This is a genomic window from Rubrivirga sp. S365, from assembly GCF_032248475.1.
In the GTDB taxonomy this organism is placed as follows: Bacteria; Bacteroidota; Rhodothermia; order Rhodothermales; family Rubricoccaceae; genus Rubrivirga; species Rubrivirga litoralis.
In genome coordinates this window covers 3,085,690-3,109,163 of sequence record NZ_JAVTTN010000001.1, presented here as the reverse complement: position 1 = coordinate 3,109,163, position 23,474 = coordinate 3,085,690, and the positions used below count along the sequence as shown (strand labels likewise).

General features: G+C 74.4%; 23 protein-coding genes. 12 read left to right on the top strand and 11 right to left on the bottom strand.

Translation table 11 applies throughout. The features are described 5' to 3' along the window. Positions 1-36 precede the first annotated feature (36 nt). Complete coding sequence (locus RQM47_RS13595) at positions 37-1,335, top strand: pitrilysin family protein (protein WP_311661821.1); 1,299 nt, start codon at positions 37-39, stop codon at positions 1,333-1,335. An 81-nt stretch (positions 1,336-1,416) separates the two neighbouring features. Then, positions 1,417-1,995, top strand: a complete 579-nt coding sequence (locus tag RQM47_RS13590) for a hypothetical protein (protein ID WP_311661824.1) — start codon at positions 1,417-1,419, stop codon at positions 1,993-1,995. Between the two features lie 163 nt (positions 1,996-2,158). Here RQM47_RS13590 and RQM47_RS13585 read toward each other — a convergent pair whose 3' ends face one another. The 4 genes from RQM47_RS13585 to RQM47_RS13570 all read right to left on the bottom strand — a co-directional run bounded on the left by RQM47_RS13585 (position 2,159) and on the right by RQM47_RS13570 (position 5,776). Next, the gene (locus tag RQM47_RS13585; protein ID WP_311661826.1) at positions 2,159-2,518 is read right to left on the bottom strand and encodes a hypothetical protein; all 360 of its coding nucleotides are present in this window, start codon (positions 2,516-2,518) and stop codon (positions 2,159-2,161) included. 85 nt (positions 2,519-2,603) lie between these two features. Then, a complete protein-coding gene (locus RQM47_RS13580; protein WP_314009312.1) occupies positions 2,604-4,283 on the bottom strand; it encodes a hypothetical protein in 1,680 nt (559 codons plus the stop codon). 68 nt (positions 4,284-4,351) lie between these two features. Continuing rightward, positions 4,352-5,134: a PspC domain-containing protein gene (locus RQM47_RS13575; protein WP_314009311.1), complete on the bottom strand. Its 783-nt coding sequence runs from the start codon at positions 5,132-5,134 to the stop codon at positions 4,352-4,354. A gap of 54 nt (positions 5,135-5,188) precedes the next feature. After that, the gene (locus RQM47_RS13570) at positions 5,189-5,776 is read right to left on the bottom strand and encodes a 5-formyltetrahydrofolate cyclo-ligase (protein ID WP_314009310.1); all 588 of its coding nucleotides are present in this window, start codon (positions 5,774-5,776) and stop codon (positions 5,189-5,191) included. A 16-nt stretch (positions 5,777-5,792) separates the two neighbouring features. On the opposite strand from RQM47_RS13570, the gene RQM47_RS13565 reads away from it, so the two are divergent. After that, positions 5,793-6,188 carry a carboxymuconolactone decarboxylase family protein gene (locus RQM47_RS13565; protein WP_311661833.1) on the top strand — a complete coding sequence of 132 codons (396 nt, stop codon included), beginning with the start codon at positions 5,793-5,795 and terminating at the stop codon, positions 6,186-6,188. Between the two features lie 94 nt (positions 6,189-6,282). Here RQM47_RS13565 and RQM47_RS13560 read toward each other — a convergent pair whose 3' ends face one another. Next, on the bottom strand, positions 6,283-7,527 hold the full coding sequence (locus RQM47_RS13560) for a tryptophan 2,3-dioxygenase family protein (RefSeq protein ID WP_314009309.1): 1,245 nt from the start codon (positions 7,525-7,527) through the stop codon (positions 6,283-6,285). 108 nt (positions 7,528-7,635) lie between these two features. On the opposite strand from RQM47_RS13560, the gene RQM47_RS13555 reads away from it, so the two are divergent. From RQM47_RS13555 to RQM47_RS13515, 9 genes are all read left to right on the top strand, one after another. Further along, positions 7,636-8,691, top strand: coding sequence for a beta-galactosidase (locus RQM47_RS13555; RefSeq protein WP_311661837.1), 1,056 nt, complete (start codon positions 7,636-7,638; stop codon positions 8,689-8,691). A 613-nt stretch (positions 8,692-9,304) separates the two neighbouring features. Further along, positions 9,305-10,657, top strand: coding sequence for a signal recognition particle protein (gene ffh / locus RQM47_RS13550; RefSeq protein WP_311661839.1), 1,353 nt, complete (start codon positions 9,305-9,307; stop codon positions 10,655-10,657). Positions 10,658-10,745: 88 nt separating this feature from the next. After that, the gene (rpsP, locus tag RQM47_RS13545) at positions 10,746-11,705 is read left to right on the top strand and encodes a 30S ribosomal protein S16 (RefSeq protein ID WP_311661841.1); all 960 of its coding nucleotides are present in this window, start codon (positions 10,746-10,748) and stop codon (positions 11,703-11,705) included. A gap of 145 nt (positions 11,706-11,850) precedes the next feature. Beyond that, positions 11,851-12,399 carry a ribosome maturation factor RimM gene (gene rimM / locus RQM47_RS13540; protein WP_311661843.1) on the top strand — a complete coding sequence of 183 codons (549 nt, stop codon included), beginning with the start codon at positions 11,851-11,853 and terminating at the stop codon, positions 12,397-12,399. 79 nt (positions 12,400-12,478) lie between these two features. After that, positions 12,479-13,207, top strand: coding sequence for a tRNA (guanosine(37)-N1)-methyltransferase TrmD (gene trmD, locus RQM47_RS13535; RefSeq protein ID WP_311661845.1), 729 nt, complete (start codon positions 12,479-12,481; stop codon positions 13,205-13,207). 105 nt (positions 13,208-13,312) lie between these two features. Continuing rightward, complete coding sequence (gene rplS, locus RQM47_RS13530; RefSeq protein ID WP_311661847.1) at positions 13,313-13,669, top strand: 50S ribosomal protein L19; 357 nt, start codon at positions 13,313-13,315, stop codon at positions 13,667-13,669. 76 nt (positions 13,670-13,745) lie between these two features. Beyond that, complete coding sequence (locus tag RQM47_RS13525) at positions 13,746-14,522, top strand: MqnA/MqnD/SBP family protein (protein ID WP_314009308.1); 777 nt, start codon at positions 13,746-13,748, stop codon at positions 14,520-14,522. A 75-nt stretch (positions 14,523-14,597) separates the two neighbouring features. Further along, positions 14,598-15,053, top strand: a complete 456-nt coding sequence (gene smpB, locus RQM47_RS13520) for an SsrA-binding protein SmpB (RefSeq protein ID WP_311661851.1) — start codon at positions 14,598-14,600, stop codon at positions 15,051-15,053. Positions 15,054-15,146: 93 nt separating this feature from the next. Next, positions 15,147-17,099, top strand: coding sequence for a PDZ domain-containing protein (locus RQM47_RS13515; RefSeq protein ID WP_314009307.1), 1,953 nt, complete (start codon positions 15,147-15,149; stop codon positions 17,097-17,099). A 19-nt stretch (positions 17,100-17,118) separates the two neighbouring features. Here RQM47_RS13515 and purE read toward each other — a convergent pair whose 3' ends face one another. From purE to RQM47_RS13485, 6 genes are all read right to left on the bottom strand, one after another. Next, positions 17,119-17,640, bottom strand: coding sequence for a 5-(carboxyamino)imidazole ribonucleotide mutase (gene purE, locus RQM47_RS13510; protein WP_311661855.1), 522 nt, complete (start codon positions 17,638-17,640; stop codon positions 17,119-17,121). Between the two features lie 96 nt (positions 17,641-17,736). Beyond that, positions 17,737-18,855 carry a 5-(carboxyamino)imidazole ribonucleotide synthase gene (locus tag RQM47_RS13505; RefSeq protein ID WP_314009306.1) on the bottom strand — a complete coding sequence of 373 codons (1,119 nt, stop codon included), beginning with the start codon at positions 18,853-18,855 and terminating at the stop codon, positions 17,737-17,739. Positions 18,856-19,015: 160 nt separating this feature from the next. Continuing rightward, on the bottom strand, positions 19,016-19,846 hold the full coding sequence (proC, locus tag RQM47_RS13500) for a pyrroline-5-carboxylate reductase (RefSeq protein WP_314009305.1): 831 nt from the start codon (positions 19,844-19,846) through the stop codon (positions 19,016-19,018). Between the two features lie 186 nt (positions 19,847-20,032). Then, positions 20,033-21,121, bottom strand: a complete 1,089-nt coding sequence (locus tag RQM47_RS13495; RefSeq protein ID WP_311661859.1) for a beta-ketoacyl-ACP synthase III — start codon at positions 21,119-21,121, stop codon at positions 20,033-20,035. Positions 21,122-21,200: 79 nt separating this feature from the next. Continuing rightward, a complete protein-coding gene (locus RQM47_RS13490) occupies positions 21,201-21,881 on the bottom strand; it encodes an alpha/beta fold hydrolase (RefSeq protein ID WP_314009304.1) in 681 nt (226 codons plus the stop codon). Between the two features lie 259 nt (positions 21,882-22,140). Continuing rightward, entirely contained in the window at positions 22,141-23,469 is a 1,329-nt protein-coding gene (locus RQM47_RS13485; protein WP_314009303.1) for an amidohydrolase family protein, read from the bottom strand. Between the last annotated feature and the right edge of the window lie 5 nt (positions 23,470-23,474).

Genomic DNA, 23,474 nt, shown 5'->3' with positions numbered 1-23,474 from the left:
CGACGTGTGACCGCCCCGCCCACACCCGCCACCCCGTTGCCCGACCCCACCCTCGCCTCGCGCGTCCACGACACGGCCGCCGGCCCCGCCCGGCTCCTCCTGCTCCCCACCGGCGTCCGCGACGTCGTCAGCTTCCGGGGCTCGTTCGAGTCCGGCCCCGACCTCGGCGCGGCCGACGACCTCGTGCAGTCGCTCATGACCCAGGCCCTCGACAAGGGGACGCGCCGGCGCGGCCGCTTCGAGATCGCCGAGGACCTCGAGGGGCGGGGCGCCCAGGTCGCGTTCTACTCCGACGGCCTCCGCGTCGGGTTCTCGGGACGGGCGCTCCGGGACGACCTCGCGCACGTGCTCGGCGTCGTCGCCGAGGAGCTCCGCGAGCCGGCCCTGAGCGACGACGAGGTCGAAAAGGCCGTGCGCCGGGCCACCGCCAGCGTCCGCCGCTCGCGCGAGTCGACGGGCACGCAGGCGTCGGGGACGCTCGCGCGGCGCCTGTTCGGGCCGGCCCACCCGGACTACGTGCTCGACCCCGACGACGAGATGGCCCGGCTCGAAGCGCTCCGCCCCGACGACGTCCGGGCGTACCACGCGGCCCACGTGGGCTCGACCGGGCTGACGCTGGCCGTCGTGGGCGACCTCGACGTGGCCGCGGCCGAGGCCGCCGCGGGCGCGGCCTTCGACGACTGGGCGCGGACGGCGTCGGCGCCGACCTTCGAGGACACGGCCCGCCCCGCCCAGCCCGGGCGGACGGACGTCGAGATGGCCGACCGCCGGAACCTGGACGTCCGGCTGGGCCACGCCGTCGCGCTCCGCCGCGACGACCCCGACTTTCTGGCGACCTACGCCGGCGTGTTCGCGCTCGGCGGCAACTTCTCGGGCCGCCTCATGCAGACCGTCCGCGACGAGCAGGGGCTGACGTACGGGGTGAGCGCCTCGCTCGGGTCCGTCTCGACGCGCCACGACGGGCGCGTCTACGTGGCCGTCACGCTGAGCCAGGAGAACCTCGATCGCGGCATCGCGGCCACGCGCGCCGAGGTCGAGGGGTTCGTCGCCGACGGGCTCACCGAGGAGGCCCTCGCCCAGACGCGGACGACGCTGGCCGGCCAGCACGTGGTCTCGCTCGCGACGACGGGCGGGGTGGCGGCCCGGCTGCTCGTCAACGCCGAGCGCGGGTTCGACGTGGACTACCTCGACCGCTACCCGACCCTCGTCTCGGCCCTCACCGTGGGCGAGGTCGACGCCGCCGTCCGACGCCACCTCCGGCCGTCCGACCTCCACGTCGTCGTCGCCGGGACGCTCCCCGACGGGACCCTCGGGAAGACCCCGGCCGGCGTGTGAAGTCCCCCCAGGGAGAGGAACGGGCGGGGTGGCCTCGCCGTCCACAACGGACCCATTTCCCCTCTATACCCACCCCTCCCCATGAAGGACCGCAACGACGTCATCAACAACTATGTCACCGATATGCACGGTGTCGAGAAGCACATTCTCGAGGCCGTCGAGCGCCAGCTCGGTGAGGACACCACGTCGAAGTACCCCGAGGCCGTCCGCGTCATCACGTCGCTCAAGACGACGCTCCAGAACCACGTCCGCTCGCTCGAGCAGTACAACGAGAAGACGAACGACGGGGGCGTCAAGGAGGCCGTGAAGGAGGCCGTGACGAGCGCGCTCGGCGTGGCCGCGGGGCTCTACGACCAGATCCGCGACACGGACCAGGTCTCGCGGATGCTCCGCGACGACTACACGGCGACGAGCTTGGCGGCCATCAGCTACCACATGCTGTACACGTCGGCCCTCGCGCTCAAGGCCGACGAGCTCGCGCAGCTCGCGCTCCGCAACCTCAAGGACCTCACGCCGATCCTCGTCGACATCTCGAAGGCCATCTGCGTCGTCGTCGCCGCCGAGATGGCAGACCAGGACAAGGCCATCGACGCGTCCGTCGGCGCCCAGGCCGTCCGCGCGACGCAGGAGGCGTGGAGCCACGAGCAGGTCGAGGGCTAACCGCCCCGCCCTCGCAGGCCTCGCGGGCCGCTCTCACGTCGGGGGCGGCCCGTTTTTTTTGCCGCCCCGCCCCGCCCCGCCCCGCCCCGCCCCGCCCCGCCCCGCCCCGCCCCGCCCCGCCCCGCCCCGCCCCGCCCCGCCCCGCTCGCCGCGGGCGGGGCGGTCAGCGGTCGAGGAGCCGGACGGCCGTGCCCGTGGCCTTCGTGCCGTTCTCGCCGAGGTTGTGGTAGGCCACGCGGACGACGGCCTGCGCGCCGAGCCGGCGGGCCTCCCTGCGGAGCCGCGCGTGCATGACGGCCATCTCCTCGGCGTCGGACAGGCTGCGCCCGGGGCCGACGACGAGGACGGCGAGCTCCTCGTAGGGGCCCGGGGCGTCGCCGGTCGTGACGGTGACGGGCGCGTCGGCGGCGAGGGCGGGGTACGCCGTGTCCGAGAGCGGGGCGGCGTTGCCAACGACGGTCCGGGCGGCCTCGGGCGTGGCGCAGCCGGTAAAGAGGAGGAGGGCGAACGGAGCGGCGCGCATGGGAGTCGGGGCGGGACGCCCAGGCCGCCGCCCCGCCCGCCGGGGTAACGCGACCGCCCCGCCCACCGTGGGCGGGGCGGGGCGGTCAGAACCGCTCGCTGCGGAACGGGAGCCCCCACCGGAGCTGGAGGAGCCCCGTCAGCGCCCGGTCGCGGCCGCGCTCGGCGTCGTCGAGCGACTGGTACACGGCGGCGCCCTCGACCACGAGCCGCGGGAGCACCTCGTAGCCCAGGCGCGCCTCGACGAGCCACTCGGTCTGGGCGACGCCGTCGAGCGTCGGCGCCACGTCTGAGACGCGGTTCGTGTAAGGGACGCGCGGGTCGGCCCCGACGTAGACCGAGTCGGGGTCGCGGCCGCGCCGCGTGCGCGCCACGTTGAGCGCGGCCGTGACGGCGGCGGACGGCCGGTAGCGGAGAAAAACGGCGGCGTCCGAAGCGTTCGGTCCGGCGGGGTGGCCCAGCACGTCGTTGTAGTGGACGTAGGCGCTGGCCTCGGTCCGGTGGCCGTAGAGGTACGGCCGGAGCCGCGCGTACTCGGCCCGCGCTTCGAGTCCGGGCACGAGGTCGACGGCGTGGACGCCGGCCAGGAGGCCCCACTTGTTCGTCCACGCGTCCTCGAAGAACGTCCGCGCGACGAACTCGTCGATGAGCACCTGGCCGTATGCCTGGACCCCGTCGACGGGCCGGACCGCCCCGCCCAGGCCGATGAGCGCGTTGTCGCCGCTCCCCAATTCGCTCTCGACCGAGCGGTAGAAGATGACCGGGTTGAGGTAGCCGATCTCGAAGCCCGAGCGGTTCCCGTTGAGCGTATCGTCGTGGAAGACGACGGCCTCGAACGCTTCGAGCTCCACGCGCCCGACCGTCAGCGTCAACTGGTGGAACGCGCCGTACTTCGACGGCAGCACGCCGTCGCCCCCGATCGCGCTGCGGTCGGGCGTGGTAAACCGGGCGAACGTGGACGCGTAGCGGACCGGGCCGGCGCTCGCGCGGAGCTGGAGGTGGTCGTACGGGGCCGCGTAGTCGGAGAGGAAGAGCGTGCCCTGGCCCGGCCCCCAGCGGTTCCGCGTCCGCCCGAACCGGGCCTCGACGAAGCGGTCGCGGTACCCGACCACGCCCTCGGCCGAGAAGTAGTCGTAGGTGTCGCCGCCGGACAGCTTGACGAACCCGAGCCGCGGCGTGGTCCGCCGGGGCACGCTGTAGTCGAGGAGGGCGGGGCGGCGCTGGTTTTCGAGCGCGCGGCTCTCGAAAAAGAGCCGGCCCAGGTGTCCGGCCACGCGGAGGCCCCGCGAGTTCTGGTAGACGAGGCCGCTCCCGTCGCGTCCGGCGACCGCCGTGCGCCGCGTCGGCCCGGCGGCGAGGTAGAGGAGCGGGCTCGCCTCGAAGGCGTAGCCGTCGCCTTGGTACGAGACCGGCGAGACGCCGTCGGCGTAGAGCCCGAGCGGGGCGCGCCGGCCGAACGCGGTCGCCGGGCTCCGCCTCTGGTAGCGGGCCAGGAGCTCGGCGTCGGCCCGCGACAGCGCCACCTCGCCCCGGAGCGCCCTCGCCGCGAGCGTGTCGAGCAGGACGGCGCCCTCGGCCGCCGAGATCGGGAGGAGGCCGACCGACGTGCCCAGGTGGCCGGCGGCGGCCTGTCGTTCGAGGAGGTCGGAGAGCGGGCTCCCGACGTCGAGGAGCCCCTCGCGCTGCGCCCGCACCGGGCCGGCGGCGAGCAGGGCGAGGACGAGAGCGAGGGCGGGGCGGAGCCGCGCGAGCGGGATCGGGAGCATGGGCGGCCGGGGGGACCGCCGAAGCTACGGGCGGGGCGGGGGCGGGCCGGCCGCCGCAGCGCGCGCCGTCAGTCGCCCGTCACGCGGACGACCGGGTCGTCGTCGCCGCCCCGCCCGAGCGACTCCTCGTCGGGGAGGATCATCGAGAGCAGGATGTAGGGGAGGATCGCGGCGCCCTGCGAGAAGATGGCCGCGACGACCCACCCGATGCGGACGACCGTCGGGTCGAGGCCGAAGTAGTTGGCCATGCCCGCGGCCACGCCCGACACCTTCCGGTTGCGGCGGTCCTTGGCCAGCCGCTCGTGGCCGGCGCGGCGGGCGCCCGCGCGGCGCTCGCGGGCCTCGGCCGTGGCCCGGCTGGCCGTCCGCCCCGCCCCGCGGAGCGCGCTCTCGGCCTGCGCGAACGCCTCCGACGCGCGGCGGCCCGCGGCGTCGGGGCGCGGCTCGCGGCCGAGCGTCTTGCGCTGGGCCTTCCGCCGCTGGGCCTTCCGCTTCTGGGCCGCCCGCCGCGCCTTCTTGCGCCGCCGCGCGGCCGGGCTCCACGAGAGCACGCCGAACCCGGTGAGCATGATGAGGACGGCCGCGAAGACCGGGAGCACCTGGACCAGCTGGACCAGCACGTCGCTCCCCACCTCGAGAATCCCGATCTGCTGGAGGCTGTAGAGCGCCCCGAGCCCGATGAGCCCCATCCCCGACGCCGTCTGGAGGTTCCAGAAGCCCGACTCCGTCTCGGCCTCCTCCTCCAGGTCCTGCTCGGCCATGTACGCCTCGATGTCCTCGTCGGTGATGGACGAGAACTCGTCGTCGAGGGCGTCGTCCTGGCGCGGCCGGCGGCGCTGACGGGTGGGCATGAGGGGGCGGGGCGGGGTGGGGGCCTCCCAACCTACGGCCCGCCCCGCCCGGGGTTACGGGCCGGCCGCCTCGCCCCGTCTCGGGGCGCGCACCACCTCGGCGTCGGTGACGACCGCGTCGAGGCGCGCGTCGTGGGGCTCCGTGGGGAGGGACGCGACCAGCGACGCCGCCCCGCCCACGCCCACGCGCAGGGCCGGCGTCTGGGCGAGGAACGCGTCGTAGAACCCGCCGCCGTACCCCAGCCGGCTCCCGTCGCGCCCGAATGCGAGGCCCGGCACGAGGACCACGTCGATCTGATGGGGGCGGACGTCGGGCGCTGAGGGCGCCGGCTCGCGCGTCCCCCACCGCCCCGCCCGCAGCGCGCCCTCGCCCTCGAACGCCCGGTGCACCAGCCGCCGCGGCCCGGCGACGACCGGCAGCGCCACGACCACGCCCCGCTCGCGGAGCGCGTGGAGGGCGGGGCGGAGGTCGACCTCGTTCGCGAGCGGCCAGAAGGCGTGGACGGTGCGCGCGGTCCGGACCTCGGGGAGCGCGAGCACGCGCGCGCAGACGGCCGCCGACGCCGCGGCGCGGGCCTCGGCCGGGAGCGCGCGCCGCGCGGCGCGGAACCGCTCGCGCCACGCCGCTTTCTCGGCGGCCACATTTCCGCTACCCGACATGTCCGACGCCACCCCGCCCGCCGAGTCCCGCCTCGACCGCTTCGACGCCTACCGCGCCCGGATGAACGCGCGCATCCTCGACGAGGGCTCGCACCTGGGCATCAAGCGCTTTTTCAACCTCGACTCGGCCGCCTACCGCGACGGGGCGCTGGACGGCAAGACCAAAGAGCTCCTCGGGCTCGTGGCGAGCGCCGTCCTCCGCTGCAACGACTGCATCGACTACCACTTGGAGCAGTGCGCCGAGGCCGGCTGGTCCGAGGCCGAGGTCGAGGACGCCCTCAACGTGGCCCTCGTCGTCGGCGGCAGCATCGTGATCCCGCACCTCCGCCACGCCGTCGAGACGATGGACCTGATTCGGGAGAGGGATGGGGGATGGAGGGATGGCGAGGGATGAGGGGGCGGGGTGGAAGGCCCCCACCGAGGGCGGGGCGGAAGACGCTCACTGGGGCGGGGCGGTGGAGGTCTGTCTGCCCATCCCTCCATACCTCTCATCCCTCTATCCCTCTGAAGCCCACGAGCGCCGGGAACAGCGGGAGCAGGTAGCGCTGGCTCGTCACGAGGTACGGCATGCCGCCGCCGCCCGTGCCGCTGCCGTCCTCGACGTGGCGGCGGACGGTCCGGCGGTGGACCGTCAGGAACGAGTCGGCCGGGGCGTGGAGCGCGTCGTCGAGAGCGACCACGCGCGCTAAGACGTGGGCGAGCGCGCTGCGCGGCGCCGTCTCCACGAGCGCGCGGGCGCCGGCACGGGCCGGGCCGAGGCCGGCGCGGCGCTCGTTCTCGGCGGCCGCCGCCCGCTCCAGGTCGTCGCGGAAGTCGGCCACCGCCCCGCCCTCGGCGTCGGGGCCGAGCGTGGCGCGGAAGCGGTCGACGGCCCGGTCCACGTCGGCCGCGTCGATGGGGCGGGGCGGACCGCCAGCGGGCGGGGCGGACTCGGGTGCGAGGTCGGCGAGCCGAGCGAGGAGCGCGTGGGCCGCGCCGTCGAGGCGCGTGGCGAGCGTGGCGGGGTGGCTAGAGGGCGGCGTCGCGGTCTCCGCCCCGCCCCGGAGCACCGTAGGGTCGGCCAGGGCGACGTGGCCGCACGGGCTCTGGGCCGCCCCGCCCGACCCGCCGGCTCCGCTCTGGTAGGCGGCGCCGGGGAACACGCGGAGGTCGAGGAGCGGCCCCTTCGCGAGCGCCCGCTGGATGAGGCGGAGTTGGGCCGTCTGGAACCCGCTCGACGGCGTGAGGTGGGCGCGGAACAGGCCGAACTCGACGCGCGAGAAGAGGACGTCGTCCTCGTCGTTCGCGCTCATCAGCTCCATCACCGGCGGCAGGATGCGGAGCGCGGCGTGGCGGAGCCTGTTCGACGCCGTGATCGCGGGGCGCCAGAAGGCGGCCGTCGGGGAGTCGGGGTCGTCCACGCGCCCCTCGGCGAGCGCGAGCGCCTGGGCGTCGTCCGCGGCGGCGGCCCGCTCCAGCGTCCCGGCGACGACGGCGAGGTCGAACACCATCTGCTTGAACACGAGCTCACACAGCTGGTGCACGACGACGAACACGCGCTCGTCCGGCACCGACGACGCCGGCCGCTGGGCGCCGAGCAACAGGTCGAGCCGGAGGTAGCCGGCGTAGTCCAGGTCCGGTCGGCCGTCGGCGTCCACCCCGCCCACGAGCGGGGCGCCGTCGGCGTGGAGCCGGTTGTCGGCGGCGCGGTCGTCGGGGTCGAGGGCGATGTCCCACCAGGGGTCGGTCGGCATGGGCGGGGTGGAGTGGGGGAGGGGCAAATAACGCACGGGGCGGGGCGGTTGCGCCGCCCCGCCCGCGCGCCGTACTTGTCGGGTCCCCGCCGGGTCCGCCCCGCCCCCATGCGACTCGTGCTCGCCGCCCTCCTCGCGCTCGGCGCGTGCTCGACGCACGCTCCCGAAACCGCCGGTGCCGAAGACCTGGCGCTCGGCGTCGCGTTCCCCCCGGTCGCCGACGCGGAGGAGCGGGCGTTCACGCTCGCGCAGCTCGACGCGCTGGGCGTCCGGCACGTCCGGCTGGGGCAGCGGTGGGCGTTCCGCGAGCCCGAGCGGGACCGCTTCGTGTGGGGGCCGCTGGAGGCCCGCGTCTCAGCTTTGGCAGACGCCGGCGTCGAGGTGTTCCTCACGCTGGACCTGAAGGGGATGCCGGACTGGCTCGGCGCGCTGCCGCCCGACGAGCAGGAGGCCGAGTTCCGGGCCTACGTCCGCGAGCTGCTGGCGCGCGTCGGGGGCGGGGTGGCGGCGGTCCAGTTCGGGAACGAGTGGACCGTCGAGGTCGATCGCTACGCCGGCGGCGACGTCGCGGCGTTCGTCCGCTGGTCGAACGTGCTCTACGACGAGGTCCAGCGGCTCCCGCCGGACGGGCGGCCCGAGGTGGTGTTGGGCTCGGTCCCGATCGGCGGGCTCCACACCCTCGCCCTCCTCCAGGGGCGGATCGAGAACGTGGTGTTCGAGGGCGGCCCGCAGTACACGCCCGAGGAGGTCGCCGCCGCGCGCCGCGACGGGCCGGCCACGCTCGCCGCGTTCGGCGCCGTCTTCGGCGGCGTGCGCTACGACGCCGTCGACCTGCACCTCTACGACGACGTGTGGAACTGGCCCGCCTACCGCGAGGCCGTCGAGCAGGTGCTCCGCGAGGCCGGCCGCGACCCGGGCGGGGTGGCGTTCGTCGCGAGCGAGTTCGGTGGGCCGCACCCCACGCTCGAGCCCGGCGGCGAGGCCTTCCGGGCCGACCGCGTGCGCGAGTACGTCCGCACGCTGGACCGGATGGGGATCGAGCGGGCGTACTTCTTCAAGCTCGTCGAGGAGCGGGGCGCGGACATCGCCCACCCCAACTCGTTCCTCCTCGACGCCGACCTCCGGCGCACGGCCGCGTTCGACGCGCTCGCGGCGGGCCGTTAGCCGTCCGCCTCCGGTGGGTCGCCCCGCCCCCGCCGCGGGCGGGGTGGCGGACGATGCGAGCGGGGCGGTCTGGACGTGTCCCACCCCGCCCACAACAGACACCCGTCGGACACGGCTCGTCGTGTCCGCCGAGGGCGGGGCGGTCCTGAACGGCGGCGCCGTGCCCGTAGCCGCCCCGCCCGCCGACGACCGCCTGGGCGGGGCGGTGCGTCGTGCCCCAGGCGGACACCACGCGTGGTGTCCCTACGGATCCGCCCCGCCCGTTACGCCCGGGCGCCCCGGCCGGACGGCGTTGCCCGACGGCGTTGCATACAACGCCGCTACGACGGCCTCCCCGCCACGCCGGGGGCGGGGTGGCGCACCTTCTGCCCGCTGCCCGCTGCCCGCTGCCCGCTGCCCGCTGCCCGCCACTCTCCCCGTTCGCTTCACCGCCCCGCCCCGCCCGCTTTTCTACCTTGGCGGTCTGCCTCGTCCCGGACACCCGGACGCGGGCCACAGCTGAAACGGTGGAGCCCCTGGGTTAGCGACCTGTGGCGCCCCGCAGCTCCGCCCCGTCCCCGCCCGCGCCCTCCGGCGCCCGCGGCCCCCACCCGTCCCACCCGGCACACACCGAATGTTCGATACGCTGTCCGACAAGCTCGACGCCGCCCTCAAGAACGTGAAGGGCGAGGGCCGCATCAACGAGCTCAACATCGCCGAGACGATGCGCGAGGTCCGCCGCGCGCTCCTCGACGCCGACGTCAACTACCAGGTCGCCAAGGACTTCACCAACAAGGTGAAGGAGACGGTCACGGACGAGAAGGTGCTCCAGGCCGTCAACCCGGGGCAGCAGTTCGTGAAGGCCATCCACGACGAGCTCGTCTACCTCCTGGGCGACGTCCACGTCGACCTCAACAAGGCCAAGAAGCCGCCGACCGTCATCCTGGTCGCCGGGCTCCAGGGCGCCGGCAAGACCACGTTCGTCGGCAAGCTCGCGCTGTTCCTCAAGGCGAAGGGGCGTTCGCCCCTCGTGGCCGCGGCCGACGTGTACCGGCCGGCGGCCGTCGACCAGCTCGAGACGCTGGCGGCCCAGGTCAAGGTGCCCGTCTTCTCGATCCGCGACGCCGCGGGCGTGCCGGAGAAAGACGCCGTCCGCGTGGCGCGCGAGGCCGTCGCGGAGGCGAAGCGGACCGGGCGCGACACGGTCCTCATCGACACCGCCGGCCGGCTCCACGTCGACGAGGCGATGATGGAGGAGGTCGTCGCCATCAAGCGCGAGACGGACCCCGACGAGATCCTGTTCGTCGTCGACGCGATGACGGGCCAGGACGCCGTCAACACGGCCAAGGCGTTCAACGACCAGCTCGACGTCGACGGCGTGGTCCTCACCAAGCTCGACGGCGACACGCGGGGCGGGGCGGCGCTCTCCATCCGCTCGGTCGTCGAGAAGCCGATCAAGTTCGCGTCGATGGGCGAGAAGCTCGACGCGCTCACCGAGTTCTACCCGGACCGGATGGCCCAGCGCATCCTGGGCATGGGCGACGTGGTCTCGTTCGTCGAGAAGGCCCAGGAGCAGTTCGACGAGGAGGAGGCCGAAAAGCTGCAGCGGAAGTTCCGCACGCAGGACTTCGACCTCCAGGACTTCTACGACCAGCTCCAGAAGATCAAGAACATGGGGTCCTTGAAGGACCTCTTGGGGATGATCCCCGGCGTCGGCCGGGCCGTCAAGGAGCTCGACGTCGACGACGACGCCTTCCGCCACATCGAGGCGCTCATCCAGTCGATGACGCCGTTCGAGCGGGCCAACCCCGACAAGCTCAACGGCTCGCGCCGCCGCCGCGTGGCGCAGGGCGCCGGCCTCGAAGTCCAGGACGTGAACGCGCTCCTGAAGCAGTTCCGCGAGATGAAGAAGATGATGAAGACGATGTCGAAGCTCCAAGGCAAGGGCCGAGCCGTCGACCCCACCCAACTGTTGACCGGCCGCTAGCGCCGGTCGGTACGGGGTACGGGGTACGAGGTACACCCCGGCGGCCCCTCACTCACCCGTACCTCGTACCTAGTACCCGTACCCGAGAATGTCCGTCAAGCTCCGTTTCCGCCGCATGGGCCGCCGCAAGCTGCCCGTCTACGGCCTCGTCGCCACCGACAGCCGCTCGCCCCGCGACGGCCGCTTTATCGAAGACCTCGGCCGCTACGAGCCCGTCGCCGAGCCGGCCGTCGTCAAGCTCGACGCCGAGCGCGTGGTGTACTGGCTCGGCCAGGGCGCCCAGCCGTCGCACACGGTCCGCAACCTGCTCCAGAAGGAGGGCGTCCTGCTCCGGTGGGCGCTGACGCGGCGGGGCGAGGAGCCCGAGGCCATTGAGCAGCAGGTGGCCGAGTTCCGCGAGCGCCGCGACGGGGCGCAGCCGACGACGAAGACGCGGGCCGAGCGCCGCGCCGAGGCCCTGGAGGCCGAGCGGACGCAGGCCAAGGAGCGGGCGGCCGAGATCGCCAAGGAGCGCGCCGAGCGCGAGGCCGAGCTCCAGCGGGAGCGCGAGGAGGCCGAGGCCGCCGAGCGTGCCGCCGCCGAGGAGGCCCGCGCCGCCGCGACCGCCGACGCCGCCGACTCGGAAGCGCTGACGACGGCCGCCGACCAGCCCGCCGCCGAGGGCGGGGCGAGCGAGACGCCTGACGCCGTCGTCGAGGGCGAGCCCGTGCCGCAGACGTCGAGCCAGGCCGACGGCGACAACGACACGGCCGACCGCCTCGCGGACGCCGAGGCCGAGGGCGGCGACGCCGCCGCGGCCGCCGCCACGGCCGCCGAGGTCGCCCCCGAGGCGCCCGACGCCGCCGAGGAGCAGCCGGCCGTCGCCGAGACCGAGTCCGAGGACGTCGCCGCCGACACGGGCGCGGACGTGGCCGACCAGGCCTCGGCCGGCGCCGCAGAGGGCGCGCCTGCCAAGCAGGCCGAGGGCCTCGCGACGGCGCCCGAAGGCACGTCCGGCGCCGAGCCCTCGGGCGACGCGCCGCCGGAGGAGGACGCCAAGAGCGCCTAAGCCCTCTCCCGAATAGGACCGCCGCGGGCGGGGTGGGCACGGCGTCCGCCCCGCCCGCGCGTTCCGGCCACCCACGCCGGCCGCCCCGCCCCGCCCGCCGGGGGCGGGGTGGCGCCTTCTCGACCTCGCCCGACGTTTCTCCGCCATGCCCGTCGACCCCGACCGTCTCCTCCTCATGGGCCGCATCGGCCGCCCGCACGGCGTGCGCGGCGAGATGAAGGTGTTCCCCGAGACCGACGACCCGAACCGGCTGGCGCTGCTCGACCGGCTGTTCGTCGGTGAGAGCCCCGAGGCCGCGCGCGAGGTCACGGTCGAGGGCGTCCGGTTCCAGTACCCGAAGGGGCGGACCGTCGTGCTCCTCACGCTCGACGGCGTCGACACGCGCGAGGGGGCCGAGGACCTCGTCGGCCGCGAGCTCTACGCCGACGCCGACGACCTTCCCGCCCTCGAAGAGGGCGAGGCGTTCCTCCATGACCTCGTCGGCCTGGAGGTGGTCGTCGTGGACGGCGAGGGCGGGGTGGTGGGCGAGCCCGTGGGCACGGTCCGCGACCTCTACGAGGGCGCCCAGCTCCTCTTCGCCATCCAGCGCCCGGACGGGACGGAAGTCCTGCTCCCCGACGTCGACGAGTTCGTCGACCGCCTGGACCTCGACGCCCGCCGCCTCTACGTCCGCCCGCCCGAAGGGCTCTTTTGAACGCTGAACGACGAACGCTGAATGCTGAAGGAAAGAGGCATTCCCTTCGTCGCTCGCCGTTCAGCATTTAGCGTTCCCCATGCGTTTCGACCTCGTCACGGCCCTCCCCGACCTCGTGCGGAGCCCGCTGGAGCACTCGATCCTGAAGCGGGCGCAGGACAAAGGGCTCGTGACCGTCGAGGTCCACGACCTCCGCGACTACGCCGAGGGCCGGCACCGGCAGATCGACGACATCCCGTACGGCGGGATGGGCGGGATGGTGCTCAAGCCCGAGCCGCTGTTCGCATGCGTCGAGGCGCTCCAGGCCCAGCACGGCCCCTACGACGAGGTCGTGTTCCTGACGCCGGACGGCGAGACGTTCGACCAGCCGACGGCGAACGCGTTCTCACTGTGCGAGCGGCTCCTGCTCATCGCCGGCCACTACAAGAACGTCGACCAGCGGGTCCGCGACGCGCTCGTCACGCGCGAGGTGTCGGTCGGCGACTACGTGCTCTCGGGCGGCGAGCTGCCGGCGCTCGTCCTTATCGACGCCGTCGCGCGCCTCGTGCCGGGTGTCTTGGGCGATGCCGGCTCAGCCCTGAGCGACTCGTTCCAGGACGGGCTGCTCGACGCGCCGAGCTACACCCGCCCCGCCCAGTTCCGCGACATGGAGGTCCCGGCCGTCCTGCGCTCCGGCGACCACGGGGCCGTCGAGGCGTGGCGCGAGGCGCAGCGCCTGGAGCGGACGCGCGCGCGCCGGCCCGACCTCCTCGACGCCACCCCGCCTGGGGCGGGGCGGGGCGGGGCGGCCAGCGAAGAACGTCGGTAGACGCGTGGAGAGGCCGCTTTGGGCCGCTCCGCTCGGTAGTTTCCTCCTTCGTGCTTTTGTGACCGCGCCTCTGCTGCGCGCCCTCCCACCCCGCCCGCACCCATCATGGCGACCGACCTCATGAGCCTCGTGGAGGCCACGCAGCTCCGCGACGACCACCCCGACTTCGCCGCCGGCGACACCGTCCGCGTCCACGTCCGCGTGATCGAGGGGGACAAGGAGCGCGTCCAGCTGTTCGAGGGCGTCGTGATCGCGATCCAGCACGGGGGCGTCGCGCAGACGTTCACGGTGCGGAAGATCTCGAACGGCGTCGGTGTCGAGCGCGTGTTCCCGTTCGCGTCGCCGCGGATCGCCCAGATCGAGGTCGTCCGCTACGGCCGCGTCCGCCGCGCCAAGCTGTACTACCTCCGCGGCCTCCGCGGCAAGGCCGCCCGCATCACCGAGCGCCGCCGGACGGTCTAGAGAGCGATGGGTAAAGAGTGACGGGTGAAGGGCAGGAAGACTCGTCACTCGTCACCCCTCGCTCGTCACCCGACCCATGCGCCTCGCCGTCTGGCCCGTCCTCCCCGCCCGCGCGCTCGTCCGCGCCCTGGGCTCGGCGGCGGAGGCCGTCGTGAGCGGGGTGGTCGAGGTGGAGCCGTACGAGGCGCGCGCCGCGCTCGACGACGGCCGCGCCGACCTCGCGCTCGTGCCCACGCTCGACGTGCTGCGGGCGTACGAGGGGCTGGAAGTCGTGCCCGGCGTGGCGCTGGCTGGCGAGCGGAGCCCGCGCCGCCGGCTCGTGGTCGGCGTCCCGCTCGACCAGATCGAGACGGTCGCGTTCGACCCGCGCGACGCGCAGGAGGCGATCCTCGCCCAGCTCGTGCTCCGCGAGCACTACGGCGTCCTGCCCACGTTCGCGCTGGCCGACCCGGCGACGCCGCTCGCGGACGTCCTGGAGACGGCGTCGGCCGCGCTCGTCGACGCCCGCGACCCGGTCCCGGACGGCGCCGTCGTGCTCGACATCGGCCAGGAGTGGACCGACCTCACGCTCCGCCCCTACCCGTGGGGCCTCCTCTGCGCCCGCGCCGGCACGCTCGACGAAAAGGCGGTCGCTCGCCTCCAGGCCGCCGTCCGCGCCGCCCCGCCCTCGGACGACCTCCTCGTCGACGGCGTGGCCGTGTACCAGCTCACGCTCGACGGCTACGCGGCCGACGGGCTCGACCAGCTCGGGGAACTCCTGTTCGCGACGGGCACGCTGAGCGAGGTCCCGGCCCTCCCCTTCGTCGCGGCGGGCGGGGCGGAGGACGAAACGGGCGGGGCGGAGGCGGAGTAAGCCTCGGCGGCGGGCCAGGCGCCGAGCGGCGGAGCCGACCGCCCCGCCCTTTACTCGTCACCCATCACTCGCACCATGGCCGACGGCACCAAGACGATCGTCACGAACCGGCGCGCGCGCTACGACTTCGAGCTGACGGACCGTTTCGAGGCGGGCCTCGTGCTCAAGGGGTCCGAGGTGAAGGCGCTGCGGACGGCGCAGGCCAACCTCCAGGACGCCTTCGTCATCCTGCGCAAGGACGGCGTCGACCTCGTCAACGCCTACATCGCGCCGTACGAGATGGCGGGGCGGCAGAACCACGAGCCCAGCCAGCCGCGGCGGCTCCTCCTGCACAAGGCGGAGATCGAGAAGCTGCGGAAGGGGACCGAGCAGAAGGGGTTCACGATCGTCCCCACGCGGCTCTACTTCAAGGGCGGCCGGGCCAAGGTCGAGATCGCGCTCGGGCGCGGCAAGAAGACCGTCGACAAGCGGCAGACGATCGCGGACCGCGAGTCGAAGCGGAAGCTGGACCGGATCATGAAGGGGCGGTAGACCACCCCGCCCCCGCGCGGGCGGGGCGGTGGGTCCTTGCGGGCGGGGCGGGGCGGGGCGGCGCTACCCTCCGGCGTCACAACCCGCTGCGCCGTGTCCCGCCCCGCCCGCCGCCTCCGCCGAAAGACCTGGAGGGCTCGCCGACGGTGGCACCGGATGGTGCGGCCGCTGCGCCGGCCAGCGCGCGTGCTGACGGTGGCCCTCATGCTGGCGGTGATCGGCGTCGGGTTCTACGCCCTGTACCAGAGCGAGTCGACGGAGCGCGGGGGAGCCTTGGCCCACGCCGAGGGCGGGGTGGCGGTCCTTGACGTGGAGCCTCGCAGCGACGCAGAGATGGCGGGGCTTCAAAGCGGAGACCGCCTCGCCTCGTTCCGAGGCCGACCTGTGACGCCGGCCCTCGCGGACTCGCTCGACGACAGGTTCCTGTTCGCCGGCGCCGAAGGCGATTCGGTCGCCGTCGAGGTCCGTGGGGAAGAGGGCAGGCGGGCGGCCGTCGTTGTCCTGGGGGCTCGCCAAGCTGAGGACGCTGAGCGCTTCGGGCTCAACCCACAGTGGGCAGATCGGATAGTGGGCGCAGTGTGGTTCCTCGGCGCCCTCGCGTTCGCTCTCTGTGGACTCGCCTTGTTCGTCCGAGCGCGGGCGCGGGGCTACCTCGCCTCGCTCGGCACCGCGCTCCTCTCCGTCGCGGGCGGGGCGGCGTTCGTTGGGCTCGTTGATTGGGACGGGGCGGGGTTAGGCGGTCCCCTCTTGATTGCTCTTGGTTTCGTCTCCGTCGCGGCCTTCTTTTCTGCGCTTCCGGCGATCACGTCGGCCCTCGTCCGGTTCCCGGACGGCCTGTACACGCCTGCTTGGACTCGCCACACGCGGCGCCTAGCCATCGGTGGGATCGTGTCGATGATCGGGCTCTTTATCGCCGGCACCGAGGCCGCTGGCGCGGAGTGGCTCCGGTACGCCGCCCTCGGCGTGGGCGTGGTGATCGTCGCGGTCCCAGCGATCGGGCTGTTCCAGAAGTACCGGCGGACGGCGAACCCGGAGGTCCGTCAGCAGATGAAGTGGGTGCTCCTCCCGCTCGGAGCCTTCCTCGCCATCATCGTCGTGGCAAGCGTGGGGAGCCAGTCGGTCGCGGCGTTCGACTCGGAACGGACCGCGTCGGGGTACCTCTTCAACTGGGGGACCTACGCCGCGGCGGGGCTCGCGTTCGCGGCCATCCCGCTCGGCGTCCTCGCCGGCGTCCTCCACTTCCGCCCGTGGGACGCTGACCTGTGGATCGCCCGGTCGGCCGCCGTCGGCGCGGCGACGCTCGTGCTCACGGCCGTGTTCGCGGGCGGGGTGGAGGCGCTGCGCGTCGGCCTCCAGTCGTCGTTTGGGGCCGGCGCCGAGCCCGTGGCCGGGGCGCTCGCCGCCGTCGTCTCGCTCGCCGCCTTCAACCCCGTCCGCGAGTGGTTCCTGCGCCGCGCGGACGCCGACCTCCACCGGACGCGCGAGGTGCTGTGCGACCGGCTCCCGCTGGTCCTCACCGGCCGGCAAGTCGTCGCCCCGCCCGCCGAGGTGGGCCGCGTGGCGATGGGGATCGTCCGCAGCGCGTTCCGCACCGAGCGGGCGGCCGTCTTCACGGTCGGCGCGGGCGGGGCGTGGTCGGCCGTCGCGTGCGCCGGCGTCGCGGGCGGGGCGGCGTCGGACTGGGCCGCGTGCGCGCTGCTGCCCCCTGACGCCCTCCCCGCCCACTCCGTCCAGGTGTGGGAGGACGGCCTGTTCGTGCTCCGCGTCCCGCTCCGGTCCGTCGAGGGCGAGGCCGTGGGCGTGCTCGCGCTGGGCACGCACGGGCGCGGGCGGGGCTACAGCACCGAAGAGCGGAAGGCGCTCGACGGCGCCTCGTTCGCGCTCGCCGAGGCCCTCCTCGTCTCCGCCCGCCGCGAGGCCGCGCGCGCGACGGACTACGACCGCCTGGCCGGCCTCGTCGCCCGGTTCGCGGACGCTGAGGCGTCAGGCGACGGCCAGGCGACGGAGCCGGGTGCCGCCCCGCCCCGGCCCTATCCGTCGGCGTAGAGCGGGCCGCCCCGCTCTGTCACGCGCCCTCGGGCGGGGCGGGGCGGCGGGCCTTGTCGGCGACGTTCGCGTCCATCTCGGCCACGCGGTCCCGGAGGTCCTGCCGGTGCGCCTCCAGTTTGGCGCGGAGGCCGTCGTCCGACGTGGCCAGGATCTGGACGGCGAGGAGCGCCGCGTTTTGCGCCTGCCCGATCGCGACGGTCGCGACCGGCACCCCGCCCGGCATCTGGACGATGGAGAGCAGCGAGTCCATCCCCTTCAGGTTCCGCGTGGCGACGGGCACGCCGACGACGGGCAGCACCGTCGACGCCGCGATCATGCCGGGCAGGTGCGCCGCCCCGCCCGCGCCGGCCACGATCACTCGAAGCCCTCGCTCGGCGGCCGTCCGGGCGTAGTCCGTCATGGCGTCGGGCGTCCGGTGGGCCGAGAGGACGCGGGCCTCGAAGGGGACGCCGAAGTCGGCGAGCACGTCGGCCGCGGCGTCCATCGTGGGCCAGTCGGACTCGGAGCCCATTGCGAGACCGACGAGGGGGGTGGGCATGAGGGATAGAGGGATAGAGGGATAGAGGGATGATACCGGGCGGGGTGGGTGGGTCGCCTTCCTCATGCCTCTTCCATCCCGTATCCCTCCATCCCTCTACAGCCGCACCGCCTCGGCCGCCGCTTCGGCCCGCTCACGCGCCGCCTCCACGGTCGGCGCCGTCGCGGTCACGTGGCCCATCTTGCGGGCGGGGCGGACCTCCGTCTTGCCGTAGAGGTGGACGCTCGCGCCGTCGACGGCGAGCGCGTCCGAAAGGCCGGGCGCCACCCCGCCCTCGCGCTCGCCCAGCACGTTGACGACGCACGCGGCCGGCACGCGCAGGCCGGGGTCGCCGAGCGGCCAGTCGAGGACGGCGCGGACGTGGTTCTCGAACTGCGACGTGTGGCTCGCGTCGATCGTGAGGTGCGCCGTGTTGTGCGGGCGGGGCGCCACCTCGTTCACGAGCACCGCCCCGCCCTCGGCCACGAACACCTCGACCGTCGCCACGCCGACCACGTCCAGCGCCTCGACGGTCGCGAGCGCCACGCGGCGGGCCTCGGCCTCGACGGACTCGGGGAAGCCGGCCGGCGCCCAGGCCGCCCACAGACGGTGGTCGCGGTGCTCGCTCCGCACGACCGGGTAGACCACGGTCGCCCCGCCCCGCCCGTCCACCGCAGGCCGCCGCGCGGCGGTGACGGCGGCCTCGGCCTCGAACGGGACGAACGCCTCGACGAGCAAGCCGTCCTCGGCCGATAAATCGTCCCACGCCGCCTGGACGTCGGCCTCGGTCCGGCACGTCGCGTTGCCGTAGCCGTCGTACGAGCCCTCGAACCGCTTGCACACGACGGCCCCGAACCGCTCCAGCGCGGCCAGCGCCTCGCCGCGCGTGGCAGCCCAGACGTGGGCGGGTTGGGGCAGCCCGTGCTCCGCGAGCCGCGCCCGCTGCCGCCCCTTATGGCGGATGGCGACGAGCGCCTCGACGCCGGGCCGCACGGGCACGCCCGCCGGCACGCGGTCGGCCGGCGCCCACTCGCTCTCGACCGTCACCACGTCGCACGCCTCGGCCCACGGATCGAGGACGGACGCGTCTTCCCAGTCGCCGACCGTCACATCCGCGAGCGGGGCGGTGGGGCCGGAGACGGACGGCGTGAGCACGCGGACGTCGACGCCCAGCCGCGCGGCGGCGAACGCCGTCATGCGGCCGAGCTGGCCGCCTCCAAGGATGCCGAGGACCATGCGGGTGACGAGTAAAGGGTGACGGGCAGGGAGCGGGGCGGTCGAGCGAGCGCCCCGGGCCGCCACCCCGCCCCCGCGGGCAGGGTACCCCGGAACCGGGCGGGGCGGCGGTGCCGGCGCCTCCTGCCCGTCACTCGTCACCCTTTACTCATCGCCCGCCCTACTCGTCACGCGCGACCGCGCTCAGCTCCCGGCTCCGCTCCGTCGCGATGCCGACGGCGTCGATGAGCATGGTCCTAAGCCCGTGCTTTTCCAGCTCGGCGACGGCCGAGATCGTCGTGCCGCCGGGCGTCGTCACCTCGTCGCGCAGGATGGCGGGGTGGCGGCCGGTCTCGATGGCGAGGCGCGCGGCGCCGAGCACGGTCTGCGCCGAGAGCCGCGCGGCGACCGTCCGCGGCAGCCCCTGCTTGACGCCGGCGTCGGTGAGCGCCTCGATGACCATGAACACGTAGGCCGGGCCGCTCCCCGAGAGGCCGGTCACGGCGTCCATAAGGTGCTCCGGCACCACCTCGACGATGCCGACGGCCGCGAACACCTCGCGGGCCAGCGCCACGTGCTGCGCCGAGGCGCCCGCCCCGCCCGCGATCGCCGTGGCCGCCTCGTCGACGAGCGCCGGCGTGTTGGGCATCGCGCGGACGACGGCCAGCGGTTGCCCGAGCGCCTCGGCGATGGCCCGCGTGGTCACGCCGGCCAGCGTCGAGAGCACGAGGGCGCCGGGCGCGACGTGGTCGCGGACCTCGTCGAAGAGCGCGCCCGCGTTCTGCGGCTTGACCGACACCAGCACGACGGTCGCCCCGCGGACGGCCCCGACGTTGTCGGTCGTGGCCGTGACGCCGGGGAGCCGCTCGCGCAGCTCGTCGAGCCCGCTCGCGTCGCGGCGCGTGACGCGGATCTGCCCCGCGGCGAGGTCGTCGCCGCGGAGGAGGCCGCCGACGAGCGCTCGGCCGATGTGGCCGGCGCCGAGCACGGCGAGGGTCTGGTCGCGGAGCACGGGCGGGGTGGGGTGGTGAGTGACGGGTAACGAGTAAAGAGCGGGGTGATCGGTGAACGCCGACGCTCGGCCGTCACCGCCCCGCCTCCGGCTGATTTGCCTTCGCCGCCCCGCCCACACAGTACGGCGGGGCGGGGTGGTCCGGCGGCCCCTCCGGCTCGTCACTCCTCGCTCGTCACCCGCCCCTCACGCGATGAGCCCCTCGACCACGCCGCGGTCGTCGATGACGGTCTCCGGCGTGGCGCCGCGCCCGGCCTCCCGCCCCGCCCCCGGCTCGATGGCGAGCGGGCCGAGGTCGAACAGGCACGTCGCCCACGTCAGCCCGGCCCCGAAGCTCACGAGCGCGAGCGTGTCGCCGGCGCGCGCGCGGCCGCTCTCCAGGACTTCCGAGAGCGCGATGGGGATCGTCCCGGCGGACGTGTTGCCGTAGTCCGCCACGTTCATGACCACCTTCTCGGGCGGCAGCCCGAACTGATCGGCCGCGTACTCGATGATCCGCGCGTTCGCCTGGTGGGGGATGAACAGGTCGATGTCCTCGACGCCCGCGCCGGCCTTCGTCATCACCCGTTCGAGCGACTCGCACATCGTCTGCGTCGCGAACCGGAACACGGCGCGGCCCTCCATGCGCAGAAAGTGCGTGCGGTTGTCGATGGCCTCCTGGCTGACCGGGTTGCGCGTGCCGGGGCACGGCGAGATGAGGACGTCGGCCTGGGACCCGTCGCTCCCCAGCTCGAACGACCGGAGCCCGCACGGCCGGTCCGTGGCCCGGAGCACGACGGCGCCGGCGCCGTCGCCGAACAGGACGCACGTCGTGCGGTCCTGGAAGTCGATGTTTTTCGAGAGCACCTCGGCGCCGACGAGGAGGATGGTCTCGTACGCCCCGGTCTGGATAAACTGGTCGGCCGTGACGAGGCCGTACACGAACCCGGTGCACCCGACCATGAGCGTCATGGCGCCGGCGCGCGTGCAGCCCAGGCGGTCCTGGACCTGGCTCGACGTGGGCGGGGTGAGGTAGTCCGGCGTCGACGTGGCGACGAGCACGAGGTCCACGTCGGCGCCCGTGATCCCGGCCCGGTCGAGCGCCATCCGCCCGGCCTCGACGCACAGGTCGCTCGTCGCCTGCTCCTCGCTCACAAAGTGCCGCCGCTCGATGCCCGACCGCGAGCGGATCCACTCGTCGGTGGTGTCGACGTACTGGGCGAGGTCGTCGTTCGTGACGGGCGGGCCGGGGGCGTAGTGGCCCCAGCCGACGAGGGAGGCGTACGGGCGGGTCATGGCGGTGCGTGTGAGCGCGGAAGCGGTTTCGGTTCAGGATACGGTGCCTGGGCGGGGTGGGGCGTCTCCCCACGCCGGCTCAGGCGGAGTCGAACCGCCCCGCCCGCAGAAACCGGACCGTTTGCCGGATGACCTCGGGCGACCACATGATGGTCGAGTGCGAGGGCGGGAGCACGATGGCGTCGGCGAGGCCGCCCGGGGCGTGGGCGCTCGCGACCGACACGAGCCCGTCGTGCGGGCCGGCGAACAAGCGCCCGAACGGGAGCCGCGTGCCGGTCCCCGCGATCACGCCGGCCTCGATGCCGCGCACGTCGCCGAGCGCGTTGGGGACGCTCGCGGCGTCGGTCCCGAGCTGCCCCAGCGTCGGGCCGAGGACGGACGGGAACGGCCGGCGCGCGCGGAGCGCGTCGGCCACCTCGGAGCCGCCGTGGGGCGGGGCGAGCATGACGGCCCGCGAGCCCTCGGGCAGCGGCCGCCCCCGGTCGTGCCGCCCCGCCGCGAACGCGCGCACAACGACGCCGCCCAGCGAGTGCGTCACGAAGTGGACCCGCGCCGCCGGCTCGCGCCCCGCCCCGCCCGCGAGGAGCGCGTTCACGCGCGGCGCGAGCACGATCTCGACGAGCGCCTGGACCGTCCGCCGCCGCGACGGATAATCCACCACGTGCGGGCTGAACCCGGCCCGCCGGAGCGCTCGCGCGAGCGGCACCATCGAGAGCCCCGTCCGCCCGAGGCCGTGGAGCAGGAGGACGGGGTCGGGCATGTCCGGCGAGCGGCGAGCAGAGGGCAGCGAGCGGGGCGGGGCGGTCGTAGGCGGCCGGTTGCGCCCTCGCTCCGCGTCGAATGTTTCTACCCGGCCTGCCGCTCTAGAACAACGTGCAGGTAGGTACAGAGGGACTCGGTACGAGGTACACGAGCGCCGAGGCTAGATCGAGCCGTACCTCGTACCCGGTACCCCGTACTCACCCGGAGGGTGCTCTAGGGGCGGGGGCATCTTCTGCACGCTGCACGTTGCACGCTTTCTACTCGCCCCCGGGCGGGGTGGTCAGGCCGGGCTGGCGGTTCAGGTACTCCTGGTAGAGCTCCGTCTGGCGGCTCACGAGCGGGACCTGGTAGCCGTCGATAAAGACGGCCGTGACGTCGGTCGCCGGCTGGAACGGGTCGCCGTCGGCGATAAAGAGCGTGGCCTGCTTGCCGACCTCGACCGAGCCCATCCGGTCGTCGACCCCGAACATCCGGGCCGGCGCGATCGTGACGGCTTCGAGCGCGGCCTGGCGGTCGAACCCGTAGTCCTGGCCGAAGGCGACGGCGAAGCCGGCGTGGAACGGGAGGTTCCGGTAGTTCTGCATCCGGTCCTGCGTCTGGAGCGCGACCGGCACGCCCGCCTGGGCCAGCAGGGCCGCGTTCTCGTAGGCCCGGCTGTAGCGGTCCGACGCCCGCGTCGGGAGCCCGAGCACCGGGCCGGCGATGACCGGAAGCCCGGCCGCCGCGATCTGGTCGGCCACGCGCCACCCCTCGGCCACGCCCGTCAGGACGGCCGAGACGTCCTTGCCGTCCAGCCACTCCAGCGCCTTCACGATGTCGGCCGCCGCGTTCGCCTCGACCAGCAGCACGCGCTCGCCGCGGACGGCCGGCAGGAGCGCCGCGAACTCGGGCTGGTACGGCATCTCGCCCGCCCCGCCCCCGGCCGCGCGCGCCGAGTCGATCCGGGCGTAGAGCACGGCCTGCTCCCACGTCTCGTTGAGCGTCTCGAGCGCCTCCTCGGCCGCCTTGTCGATGGCCTCCTGCTCGCGCCGGTCGAACGGCCCGCGCCGCCCGGTCGTGGGGAAGTTGAGGACGACGGCCTCGAAGCCCGTCGCCATCTGGGCCGGCGTGTAGCCGTGGAGGTTCACGAGCGCCGCCGTCCCCGGCATGAGCCCGCCCTGCGGCACGGCGAGCGCCGTCGTCACGCCTGAGAGCCGCGTGATCGGCACGTGGATCGTCGACGGATTGACGGCGGTGATCGCCTCCATCTGCGGCGTCACGTCGCCGATCTCGTCGAAGTCCTGCGTCTCGTCGACCGAGCCGACCTCGTCGAGCCCGATCCGCGTCCCGGCGTCGATAAAGCCCGGGTAGACCGTGCCCCCGGCGCACGGGACCACGACCGCCCCGCCCGGCACGGCGGCCTCGCCGACGGCCGCGATCCGCCCGTCCTCGATGACGACCGTCCCGCGCTCGATCGCGCCGCGCGTGACGGTCTCGATGCGGCAGTCGGTGAGCGCGAACGTCCCCGTCCGCGCGCGGTACTGCGGGCCTTGCGCGAGCGCGGGCGCGGCGACGAGGAGGGCGAGGGCGGGGAGGAGGAAACGCATAGGAA

Coding starts and splice junctions, on each gene's coding strand:
- RQM47_RS13565 (WP_311661833.1), top strand. CDS start 5,793: ATGTCCGACGCCACCCCGCCCGCCGAGTCCCGCCTCGACCGCTTCGAC.
- RQM47_RS13580 (WP_314009312.1), bottom strand. CDS start 4,283: ATGCTCCCGATCCCGCTCGCGCGGCTCCGCCCCGCCCTCGCTCTCGTC.
- ffh (WP_311661839.1), top strand. CDS start 9,305: ATGTTCGATACGCTGTCCGACAAGCTCGACGCCGCCCTCAAGAACGTG.
- RQM47_RS13585 (WP_311661826.1), bottom strand. CDS start 2,518: ATGCGCGCCGCTCCGTTCGCCCTCCTCCTCTTTACCGGCTGCGCCACG.
- RQM47_RS13525 (WP_314009308.1), top strand. CDS start 13,746: ATGCGCCTCGCCGTCTGGCCCGTCCTCCCCGCCCGCGCGCTCGTCCGC.
- smpB (WP_311661851.1), top strand. CDS start 14,598: ATGGCCGACGGCACCAAGACGATCGTCACGAACCGGCGCGCGCGCTAC.
- RQM47_RS13575 (WP_314009311.1), bottom strand. CDS start 5,134: ATGCCCACCCGTCAGCGCCGCCGGCCGCGCCAGGACGACGCCCTCGAC.
- RQM47_RS13555 (WP_311661837.1), top strand. CDS start 7,636: ATGCGACTCGTGCTCGCCGCCCTCCTCGCGCTCGGCGCGTGCTCGACG.
- RQM47_RS13560 (WP_314009309.1), bottom strand. CDS start 7,527: ATGCCGACCGACCCCTGGTGGGACATCGCCCTCGACCCCGACGACCGC.
- RQM47_RS13485 (WP_314009303.1), bottom strand. CDS start 23,469: ATGCGTTTCCTCCTCCCCGCCCTCGCCCTCCTCGTCGCCGCGCCCGCG.
- RQM47_RS13495 (WP_311661859.1), bottom strand. CDS start 21,121: ATGACCCGCCCGTACGCCTCCCTCGTCGGCTGGGGCCACTACGCCCCC.
- trmD (WP_311661845.1), top strand. CDS start 12,479: ATGCGTTTCGACCTCGTCACGGCCCTCCCCGACCTCGTGCGGAGCCCG.
- purE (WP_311661855.1), bottom strand. CDS start 17,640: ATGCCCACCCCCCTCGTCGGTCTCGCAATGGGCTCCGAGTCCGACTGG.
- RQM47_RS13490 (WP_314009304.1), bottom strand. CDS start 21,881: ATGCCCGACCCCGTCCTCCTGCTCCACGGCCTCGGGCGGACGGGGCTC.
- RQM47_RS13590 (WP_311661824.1), top strand. CDS start 1,417: ATGAAGGACCGCAACGACGTCATCAACAACTATGTCACCGATATGCAC.
- rimM (WP_311661843.1), top strand. CDS start 11,851: ATGCCCGTCGACCCCGACCGTCTCCTCCTCATGGGCCGCATCGGCCGC.
- rplS (WP_311661847.1), top strand. CDS start 13,313: ATGGCGACCGACCTCATGAGCCTCGTGGAGGCCACGCAGCTCCGCGAC.
- rpsP (WP_311661841.1), top strand. CDS start 10,746: ATGTCCGTCAAGCTCCGTTTCCGCCGCATGGGCCGCCGCAAGCTGCCC.
- RQM47_RS13505 (WP_314009306.1), bottom strand. CDS start 18,855: ATGGTCCTCGGCATCCTTGGAGGCGGCCAGCTCGGCCGCATGACGGCG.